Here is a 10,214-nt window from a genome sequence, read left to right as displayed (position 1 = left end):
AAGATCGGTTCTACCGGAAATCTCAGTCCGGGCGCGACCCCCTGCTCTCTGTGTCCGGTTCTCACCCCCTAAATCGCGCTGTAGCCCTTCCTGTGTAAGGCTTGGTGGAGACGACGGGATTCGAACCCGTGACCCCCTGCTTGCAAAGCAGATGACTTAGCCCCCTCCTGCAGACCTTGCGAATCAAGCCTCCGAGCAGGGTGAGCATCTGCTTTCACGCGCCCGGTCGACACGACCATCACCTCCTCAATTTTGCCACATTGTAACCTGGGAGTCGCTTCTGTGCCAATCGCCGGCCCGAACGAGGTGCCCCTGGCTCAAGGGTATCTCGTGGTCCCCCCCCGATTTGGTAGGGATATCGTGGAGTATAGTACGCGTGTTCGTGCCCATGCGCAAAGCCATGAAAATTTCTTGGATATTTTTGCGGTACCCCCTTGACACGATAGGCGTGGTTGAAGCCTCGGTTTTTTGCCCAGCGACAACTGGAGCACTCCTGCTCCAACGCTGGCTCTCCAGCGCAAAAATCAGGCCCAAAAGGTGGGTGTGCTATGATGTTTGCAGCCTGAGCGATGTGCCAAGTCGTCGGGTGTTTTTGTTGGGGGGCCGAAAACCCGCTCGTCGAGCGACCATTGCACGAGTGGCGCCCCCAGCGCCAAGGAAACGAGAGGGGCCCGAGCGGCGGCGGCCCCTACACCGAGTGCCTTGCGACGTCTCTGTCGCTGGGCGTTTTTTATGGGGTGCGACGGGATGGTCCGTGGACCTTTGGCACCTTGGATGGTTCGCGACGGTAGGAAGGACATCGCGGGCCCCTGCGAGACGCGGCGGGGCCGGGACGCGACGCCGGATGCGCTGTTCCTTTCCGACAGCCTCCCCATGCGTGTCGACACCGTGGAGATGTTCCTGGCCAATCGCCGCGCAACCGGTTGCTCCGGTCGCACCCTCGACGTGTATGGCTGGAACCTCCGGCGCGCCGAGGCGGCGATGGGCTGGCCGCTGACCGCGCGCGGTTCAGTGGAGATAGAGCGGTACCTCGCGAGCTTGCATGGACGGATGAAACCAGTCAGCGTCCACCAGGTGTTCCGGACGCTCCGGACTTTCTTCACTTGGTCCGTCCAGGCGGGCCTGATCCAGGAGTCGCCCATGCGTGGGCTCACGATGAAGTCACCGAAAACACTCCCGCGCGTTCCGAGCGACGACGCGGTCCGCGCGCTCCTCGCCGCCTGCCCCAACACGTTCGAAGGCCTGCGCAATCGCGCTATTGTGGCACTCCTCGCCGACTCGGGCCTCCGGATCGGCGAGGCGCTGCGGTTGCGGATCGCAGACGTGAACTTCGCGAGCCTGACGATACTGGTCCGCGGAGGCAAGGGAGGCAAGGACGGCGTGGGCCACTTCGATCTCGACGCCGCTCACGCGCTTCGTCGGTGGCTCATGTTGCGCCGCGGTCTAGCGGCCGACGACTATGTGTTTGCGGATCGCCAGGGACGACCACTCTCACGAAAACACGGGACGCACATCCTGCACAGGTTGTCCAAGTGCGCGGGTCTCGACCCCAAGATCGGCCCGCACCAGCTTAGGCATTACGCTGCAACGAGCATCCTCCGACAGACTGGGGACTTGGAGCTCGTCCGGCGCGTGCTGCGGCACGAGAGCTTGACCATGGCACTCCGCTATACCCACCTGACAGCGACCGACGTGAGCGCCAAGTTCAGGCGGGCGTCACCACTCAACAACCTGCGGGCCGGGCGGTGATGCAGATGCGATGACAGTGGCCGACGCGGGGACCAGAGGTCTGTATCTTGCAAGCGATAAGGAGATGATTCAGATGGCAAGCAAGGGTGCTACCAGGCGCACGGGAACAACGCCCGACGTTAGCACGCTCCTCTCAGAGAGCGTCGAATTCCTGGAGCGGTTTGTGGTCCTCCCTTCGCCGCACGAGCCACTCGCGATAGCACTGTGGGTGGCGCACACTCATGCGATCGACGCCGCAGATGCTACCCCGTACCTCGCTGTCACCTCCCCCGAGAAACAATCTGGAAAGACTCGTCTTCTGGAAGTCCTCGAGCTGCTCGTAGCACGGCCCTGGCGAGTGGTCCTACCGAGTGACGCCGTGATGTTTCGCAAGATTGCTGTCGATCGCTCGACCCTTCTGCTCGACGAGGTGGATGCCATCTTCGGCGACAAGGCGGGCAGGTACGAGGCACTCCGGGCAATGTTAAATGCTGGGCACCGGCGTGGAGCGAAGATCCCTCGTTGCGACGGCCAGACGTTGCAGGTGAGGGAGTTCGAAGTGTTTGGCCCCAAGACCATCGCCGCCATCGGCGACCTGCCCGACACTGTGGCGGACCGGAGTATCCCCATCCGGTTGGCTCGCAGGGCTCGCGACGAGCGCGTGGAGCAGTTTCGCTACCGTCAGGTTGCCCGCGAGGCGGCGCCGCTTCGCGGAGCGCTGGCGCACTGGGCCAAGTCGGCAGACAAGGTCCTTCGGGCCGCTCGGCCGAGCATTCCCGAGTCCCTGAGCGACCGCGCTGCGGACGGCTGGGAGCCCCTCCTCGCTGTCGCGGACGCGGCCGGGGGGGAGTGGCCGCGCTTGGGTAGAGAGGCAGCAGTGGCCCTTCACGGGAGCCTCGCAGCCCTGGATCCAACGACGGGAGTCTTGCTCCTCAGAGCGATTCGTGAGATCTTTCACGACCTCAGCGTGGATCGGATCTCGACCGGAAAGCTGGTGCGGAGGCTGGTCATCCGCGACGAGGGGCCCTGGGCGGACTGGTGGGAGGAGAAGGTCCGTGACGGCAACAGGCGCGGCCCGGGGGCTCTCCTCGCTAGGCTTCTTCGCCGTTACGGAATCACATCTCGTCCCGTTCGAATCAATGGGACGGTGCGAAAGGGATATAAGAAGGCTCAGTTCCAGGACGCCTTCAGCCGTTACCTGCCACCGGAGTAGCGAGCAAGGTTACGAAGTTACATGAAGGTACGGCGCGAGTTCACGCTGCACCCTGGCTGTGCCGCGCTTAGGGAACAACGCTGACCCACAAACCACCCCTCGAAGAGGTGTAACCTTGTAACCTCGTTTGGGTCGGTTTGGAGAGGAGGATGGACTAGGGCACGTTGCGCATGGAAACGCGCTAGGGCGCTTATGGAGGCCCGATTGCTCTCGCGCCAATAATAGTCAAAGACAAGCACGTCAGGGGTTCCCGAAACATCCTACCGATACGCTGAGAGTGCCGCCGCCGACGCTACCTGATAGTGGCGGAATCGTCCGATGGCGACTCCGCGGTAGGATCGCGAGAAAGGCAAGCCGATGATTCAACCGATGATGGCACGGAGACTGCACGGCAAAGGTGAGGTGAACGGGAGTCATGGCGAAGAAGTACGTGCTCGAACGGTTCACTGAGGGTGAGTTCGTACCTTGGACATTGAGGGACCTGGAACCTGAGGTGTACAAAGAGGAGCCGCTCACGTTTGATAACGAGGACAGCGCCAAGCGAACTGGGGTCGTACTGTCCGCGAGGCGCAAGCGGACAGTGTACTTGGTGCAGGTCGTGGACGGCGATGACCTGAGGATTGCCTACCCCGAGGTGGCGAAGGAGGAGTGTGTCACGCTTCGTCGCGTGATTGCCAAATTTACTAGGGCGCGGAAGTGGGTGCCTAGTACGATGGTGTCCATCACGGTGTCGGCTAGAGACGACCTTGACGACCTTCGTGAGGTACCGGGTGGGTTGACCCTCGCGGACACCGGATCAATTATTGATAAGGAGCTCGCACTCAGGAGGCTGGTCGCCGAGATCACGGACAGCCGTTAGTGTGTGGCGGGCCTCCGGCTCATCGGTTCTGGGGGCGATCGCCTGCCGTAGCCCGCACCTAACCCACGGATTCTGCCCTCGTCGACGCGAGGTCGTCCAGGGAGACGGGTGGTCAGGGGCGCTAGATGGTTCGTGAAGCTCCCCTACGGCGCAAGAAGAGTTGACGAGATCCTGGGGACGCGGTGAGCACCATGGGACGCGGGGTGTACCGATCGTCGAGCGCGCGAAGTCTGACCTGGCAGCACCGGTGACGAAGACCGCGCATCGGGAAACCATCGAGCGACTGGCAAGCGAGCAGTCAACCCGTGGCGAACGTGGGGGGAGCAGGCAGCGAGCTGGCACCTGAACGTCTCAAAACGGCACATAGCGTGCCGGAAGGTCGATGGCGGCAGCGGCAGCGCAAGGATGGCGTTGTGACGGCGCGAGGCCCGCCAGTCGGCGCAGAAGCCCCCGGCTACGAACCAGCCGACAATCGGATGCTTCGACTGGCGATCCTCGGGGGCGCGGTTGGGGCGGCACGGGGCCCGTGCGGGACGCGTCGGGCGGCCGGTCGAGGGAGGAACGGAGATGAGCCGCGGGGAGGGCTGCCGGCTCCGACGTGGCACTCGCCGCGCCGACGCCCGAGGGCTGCAGGCCCCGTCTACGACGCCGCGATGGGGGTCTCGGTCAGCCCAGGCCGCGTTCGGCTGGCTCGTGGGTACTCGGATGCCCCCCGGCCGACGAAAGGTGCCAGAGAGTAATCTCGGGGATTCGCATGGAATCCTCACCGGCAAGCCCTCCCGTTGAACCGGCCGAGCTGGACGGCCGGTTCACGGTTCGGCGAGCAGACGGATGGAGCATGTACCAGACGTCGAACCAGTGGACGCGATGGGAGGTCCGTGATGCCCGCGGACGGCGTGAAGCACGTTAAGGCGCTGCTCTTCGATGTGTTCGGCACGTGCGTCGACTGGAGATCCGGCGTGATCCGAGAAGCCGAAGCATTGGGCCGCAAGCACGGCCTCCGCGACGTGGACTGGGGCAAGTTCGCCGACGCATGGCGTGCGCTGTATCAGCCGCAGATGGAACGCGTGCGAACCGGGCAGCGCCCGTGGGTCAAGCTCGACATCCTGCACCGGGAGAGCCTGGAGATCGTGCTCCGCGACTTCGGCATCTCGGGGATCGGGGCCGCCGAGCTAGATGAGTTTAACCGCGTCTGGCACCGGCTCGATCCGTGGCCGGACGCGGTCGAGGGGCTGGCGCGGCTCAAGGGCAAGTACGTCATCGCGCCCAACTCAAACGGCCACATCGCGCTGCTCCTGCACATGGCTAAGCGCGCGGGGTTGCCCTGGGATGCCATCCTCGGGGCCGAGGTCGCCCGGGCCTATAAGCCCCTGCCCGAGGAGTACCTGCGGAACGTCGAGGCGCTTGACCTGACGCCCCCGGAGGCGATGATGGTGGCGGCCCATCACCACGACCTGGACGCGGCGCGCGCGTGCGGCCTGCGGGCCGCGTTCGTGGCTCGCCCGCGCGAGTTCGGCCTCGAGCAGGCCGTGGATCTGCTGCCGCAGAGCGCTTACGACGTAGTCGCATCTGACTTCATCGATCTCGCTCGGCAACTCGGCTGCTGAGACCCGACAGGGGGAATCTCACGGCCTTGACAGGGGGTCGCTATCTGGGAAATCTGCGCTATCGGACATAGCGCCAGAGGCTGTCTTTGTATTAGAGGTCCGCTTATGCGCGGCGTAGAGCCCACCAGCGCGCAGTAGAACCCGCAAAATCTTCAAGGCGCTTCACGAGAAATTTCAGCACAACCAGCATCGCGAAAAGGATAAGGTAGTAGGAAGCTGTGTCAACCGGACCGAAGGGAAGGAACGGCGCTGTAGGCCTGCAGCGTTCGGTGCGCGAGGCAACAGCGCAAAGACCGAGACAGTCAAGAGGCCGAGCCACATGCGATTCGACACCTACGCCTACGTCGAGACGGCCGCGGCGAGCTCTTTTTTGATCGTCCGCATGGCTGTCTTCTCGTCCGCCTCCGAGTCGGCAAGTGTGGCATTATCCGCCAACAATAATCCGTCGCTGTTATAGACTCCGCGCTAGTTCCTCAACTGCCGCCCTCACCTGATTGTGCAAACGATCCAGATCGTCTTTGCGAACCAGTGCCATTCGGTTGTGTGCGCCTAGGTCGCCAAGGAACTTCAGATCTGGCAGAACGCGTTTCGTATTCCTGGTTAATCGTAACGCTGGTTCAGCCACCGCCTTGCCGATCAGCGCACCAAGTTCTACGTATTCGCCGCCAGCCTTGATGGTATCCGCTTTCCCGTGATATTCGAATGCTTCTATTACCAAGCTCTCAAGAAGGTGCCTGAGCATTGCGGCGCACGCACTGTAGCAAGCTGCATCGTAACACCTATTGGCCTCCCAGAGGATTTTTTGCATCACGCCGTGTCGGTCCTCGATGAGATCATTGGGAAGGAACGGAGCGGATGTTGACAGGACCGGGTTCGCTTCAGATGAATCCAGTTCGGCCGCAAGGTCTGACTTGAGCTTGAAATCGATCGCCTCAGCGAGGCGTAGCATTTCGGATAGATCGGACGGGAACATCTCAATGATTCGCGTCACCAGTGGTTCCATGGCCGCGAGTTGAAAGGCTACCCGTGCAAATCGCTCTTCCGGATAGTCTCGTCTCATCATGATGAAGCTCTTTCGCAATTCGGCCAGTATCGCGCGAGCTCTCGGCGCATAATAGCGGTGCGAAGCTAGGCTAGCCTTGCTCTTCTTTGCTTTTCGGACGATGCGTACAAACTCACCAACTGCGGCGACAAAATTGTCAGCCGATGACGTCCGCATGCGAAATTAATCTAGGGGTTCGAGTACTTCCAAATCTTTCTCTTGCCTTGTTGGACCCTTACCCTTCGCAATTGGTTCTTTGGTGGCCTGACTAGGGCCTGCAGTGCGCCACTAAGTGTTGTCAACGGATAGTGCCAACCATGCGCACTGAGCTCCTCCCTGACTTCCGAAATTGTCCTCTGTTTATTGAAGAACCCCTCATCTTTGAGAACCAGTATCCGTCCCGAGAGGGACCTTAGGCCTCCAATAGTGGCGCTTATCTTGCCCCCTGATGGTTTGGGCACCGCGGCCCGTTCGGATGTTGTCGCTGGTGCCATTTGAGAAGCTTCAAGGAGATGAGTGAGAACCACTTCAAAAGCCTTCACCTTCAATTCGCCATCGGGCATTTCGGCGACGGCTTGTTCCGCTTGCTTTCTAATCTCGACTAACCTCTTAGCGTCCATTGGGACCTTCCTCTCCATTGGAGTACGCCAACCGAATAAGAACAATGAGCAAGAATTTCCACCCTTGTTTGATTGGCCTTTCTTTCATCAACAGTTGACGGGTTTCCTCGATCTCGCAAGGACAAAGCTATCCCTTCCAGTTCACTTAGCCAGCGACCACCGCTGGCGGTTACCATAGCCTTCCACGCACTATTTTCGAGGAAAGGGCGGTCCTGGCGGCTTCTTCAAAAAAGCTCTTCCAGTCCATCGGAGTATCATGTCCTGGGGTCCCCCCGGCACGGTCGTCTCGGTTGAGCTCTCCAGACGGGGATGCCTCTGTAAGCAGCGCTTGCGCGTCCTCTTCCTCCGTGGGCTGTACAAAACCCTTGGGTCATGTACATGCTTACGCCTAGATTTTCTGAAAGCGATATGTCAACAAGCATACTGCCTAGCACAAGCCTTCCCACGGGTGCCCAGGGACCCGTTTTATGATCGGAGCATCGAGATTGTCAACCCAGACGGCAATGTGGGCCTGTAGGACTCTGCACTGGCCGATCATATAGGATTCAGCCGAAATGCTCCCCGCCGTTCACCTCGACAACCTCACCCGTGATGTGGGTCCCCATACGGGAGACTAGGTATAGAACCGCCGCGGCGCAATCCTCCGGAGTGCCTAGGCGACGAAGCGGTAACGACTGCCGAACCTTCTCAAGTAACTCGGGCGTACTAAATCGTTCATGAAACGGAGTTGCAGTCACGCCAGGCGCGACGGCATTTACCCGTATTCCCCGTGGCGCGAGTTCTTTCGCGAGACTCCTCGTGAGCGAAATGAGGCCCCCTTTGGAGGCCGCATACGCGAACGCGTGCAATCCGCCCCCGTTCAGGGCTGCAAGCGACGAGATATTGACTATTCGAGCGCCAGCAGAGAAGCGGGGTAGAGCCGCGCGCGTCGCGTGAAAGACACTGGTCAGGTTGAGATTGATCACATCGTCCCACAACTCCGACTCCATTTCATCAAACGGAACGCGCTTGAGTACCGAACCCGCATTGTTAACGAGAATATCGAGAGATCCGCCAAGCTGATCGATAGCGTCCGTGACGGCACGGCCGGCCACTTTGGGCTCGCGAAAATCGCCGCGCACTAGCGCCGCCCGTCGACCCCGCGCCCGGACTTCCGCAGCCGTCTGCTCCGCCTCTTTTTCATTTTCGGCATAGTGAATTCCCACATCGGCACCGGCTTCTGCAAACATGATAGCGGTTGCACGTCCAATACCGGTGCTCGATCCAGTGACTACCGCTCGCTGGTCGGCGAGATCGATCGTAAACACTGCGCGTCCTCCTTTCAAAGTGCGGCGCGACAACATGTCTATTGTGCCCGGCACAACGACCATTCTGCAGGCCGCGGGCGTGCCAAACCGGACATCCGCACTTGAGCGCGGCACCCGGGAGACCACGGTTCTAAACGCAAATCACCAGGAGCTTGAATCCCTATGTAATGGTCCATCCCCCATCAATCATGAGGACGCTTCCGGTAATGAACTTGCCAGCGTCTGAGCACAAGTACACGACTCCTGCCCCGATGTCCGACGGCTCCCCGAAGTGCCCCACACGTGTTTTCGCGAGCTGATCGGCGCGCACCTTAGGATCATTCAAACGGTCACGGGTCATTTCTGTGACGATAGTTCCGGGGCAAATTGCGTTCACAGTGACGCCACCAGGCGAGAGCTCCAAGGCCATTGATTTAGTCAACGTGACGATCGCGCCTTTCGACGTACAGTAGGCGGCATTGAGAGACGGCGTGATTGCGCCCACCGATCCGATGCTGATGATCCTGCCCCACTTGTTGCTTAGCATCAACGGCGCGACCATCTTGCTGCAAAGAAATGTTCCCTTTACGTTAATGGACATGATCCAGTCCCACTGCTCTTCGCTGACCTTCAGGATGCCACCCGGAACATGCACACCAGCGTTATTCACTAGGATGTCCACCTTGCCGAACTTTGCCGTACACTCGTTAAGCGTTTTCTCGATCTCGTCCGCCCGCGAGATGTCCATAGAACGCGGCAGGCAGTTCCCGCCCGCCTCGCTGATCAAGTCTGCAGTCACCCTTACCTTTTCGAGGTTCCGGCCGACGGCCACCACGGCTGCTCCCTCCGCCGCCAAGGAAAGAGCGATGCCTCTGCCGAGGCCGGATCCTGCTCCGGTCACAAGCGCTACTCGTCCTTTAAGCACACTCCCCACCTCATCACCTCCCACGGATTGTCCTTTCAGGCACCGTAGTCTATGCTCGCAAGCGCGGGTCAAGTTTGTCGCGCAGCCAATCGCCAAGAATGTTCACGGAGATCACCGTAACCGTGATGGCGGCACCGGGAAAGGTCGCGAGCCACCACGCGGATGTCAGATAGTCCCGTCCATCGCCGAGCATCCCTCCCCAGTCTGGCGTAAGCGGGTTGCCACCCAAGCCCAAGAAGCTCAGCCCCGCCGCGATGATGATCATGTTTGCGGTTTCGAGAGTGGCCACCACGACGACAGCCGAGGCAATGTTCGGAAAGACGTGCCTCGTCATGATGCGAGCGTTCGACCCCCCAAGCGCACGTAGCGCAGTAATGAATTCCTGTTCGCGCAGCGCAAGAACCTGGCCACGAACAAGCCGCGCGTACACCACCCAGCCCTGGATCACAAGAACGACAATCAGGTTCGGCAGCGATGTCCCCAAGACTACCATGAACACTATGGCAAACAGTATGAAAGGGATGGACAACTCGATGTCCGCTATTCTCATTGCGACATCGTCCAAGATCCCACCGTAATAGCCTGACGCAATGCCTATCGCGGTCCCTATCGCGCCTGAGCAAAGGACCGCGGTCGCTGCCACCGCGAGAGTAACCCGCCCGCCATAGATCATGCGACTGAGGATGTCGCGTCCTAGCTGATCCGTACCCAAGATGTGCATGCCGGGTCCCATCCATGCCCATGACGGGGGCCGCAGCGCTGCGGTCAGCTGCTGCTTGTACGGATCAGCGGGTGCAATTAACGGCGCTAGCGTCGCGCTCAATACCGTCGCAATGATGACACACAGTGCAGTCAGTACCGTCAGATCACTTCGTGAGAAGGGAGCGAACAGCGTGCGCGATTCCATCGCATTGGGGTTCAAGATCGCAATGCC

At 60.6% G+C, this 10,214-nt stretch carries 9 protein-coding genes; 4 read left to right on the top strand and 5 right to left on the bottom strand.

Features of this window, described 5'->3' with window-relative positions; translation table 11 throughout:
* Positions 1-873 precede the first annotated feature (873 nt).
* From VKZ50_01865 to VKZ50_01850, 4 genes are all read left to right on the top strand, one after another.
* Positions 874-1,749, top strand: a complete 876-nt coding sequence (locus VKZ50_01865) for a tyrosine-type recombinase/integrase (GenBank protein ID HLJ58456.1) — start codon at positions 874-876, stop codon at positions 1,747-1,749.
* Positions 1,750-1,759: 10 nt separating this feature from the next.
* A complete protein-coding gene (locus VKZ50_01860) occupies positions 1,760-2,941 on the top strand; it encodes a DUF3631 domain-containing protein (GenBank protein ID HLJ58455.1) in 1,182 nt (393 codons plus the stop codon).
* A gap of 415 nt (positions 2,942-3,356) precedes the next feature.
* Positions 3,357-3,800 (top strand): hypothetical protein, encoded by a 444-nt coding sequence (locus VKZ50_01855; GenBank protein ID HLJ58454.1) that lies wholly within the window; start codon positions 3,357-3,359, stop codon positions 3,798-3,800.
* An 881-nt stretch (positions 3,801-4,681) separates the two neighbouring features.
* A complete protein-coding gene (locus VKZ50_01850; protein HLJ58453.1) occupies positions 4,682-5,407 on the top strand; it encodes a haloacid dehalogenase type II in 726 nt (241 codons plus the stop codon).
* Between the two features lie 451 nt (positions 5,408-5,858).
* Here the strand turns inward: VKZ50_01850 and VKZ50_01845 are convergent, their stop codons facing one another.
* The 5 genes from VKZ50_01845 to VKZ50_01825 form a co-directional block, all read right to left on the bottom strand.
* Positions 5,859-6,626, bottom strand: a complete 768-nt coding sequence (locus VKZ50_01845; protein HLJ58452.1) for a DUF4145 domain-containing protein — start codon at positions 6,624-6,626, stop codon at positions 5,859-5,861.
* Positions 6,627-6,637: 11 nt separating this feature from the next.
* Positions 6,638-7,087 carry a hypothetical protein gene (locus tag VKZ50_01840; protein ID HLJ58451.1) on the bottom strand — a complete coding sequence of 150 codons (450 nt, stop codon included), beginning with the start codon at positions 7,085-7,087 and terminating at the stop codon, positions 6,638-6,640.
* 527 nt (positions 7,088-7,614) lie between these two features.
* Entirely contained in the window at positions 7,615-8,376 is a 762-nt protein-coding gene (locus tag VKZ50_01835; GenBank protein ID HLJ58450.1) for a glucose 1-dehydrogenase, read from the bottom strand.
* A 160-nt stretch (positions 8,377-8,536) separates the two neighbouring features.
* The gene (locus VKZ50_01830) at positions 8,537-9,289 is read right to left on the bottom strand and encodes an SDR family NAD(P)-dependent oxidoreductase (protein HLJ58449.1); all 753 of its coding nucleotides are present in this window, start codon (positions 9,287-9,289) and stop codon (positions 8,537-8,539) included.
* Positions 9,290-9,329: 40 nt separating this feature from the next.
* Positions 9,330-10,202: an ABC transporter permease gene (locus VKZ50_01825; protein HLJ58448.1), complete on the bottom strand. Its 873-nt coding sequence runs from the start codon at positions 10,200-10,202 to the stop codon at positions 9,330-9,332.
* Positions 10,203-10,214: the final 12 nt, after the last annotated feature.

It is taken from the genome of bacterium, assembly GCA_035295165.1.
Classification (GTDB): Bacteria; Sysuimicrobiota; Sysuimicrobiia; order Sysuimicrobiales; family Segetimicrobiaceae; genus JAJPIA01.
This window is presented reverse-complemented; position numbering and strand designations above follow the sequence as displayed.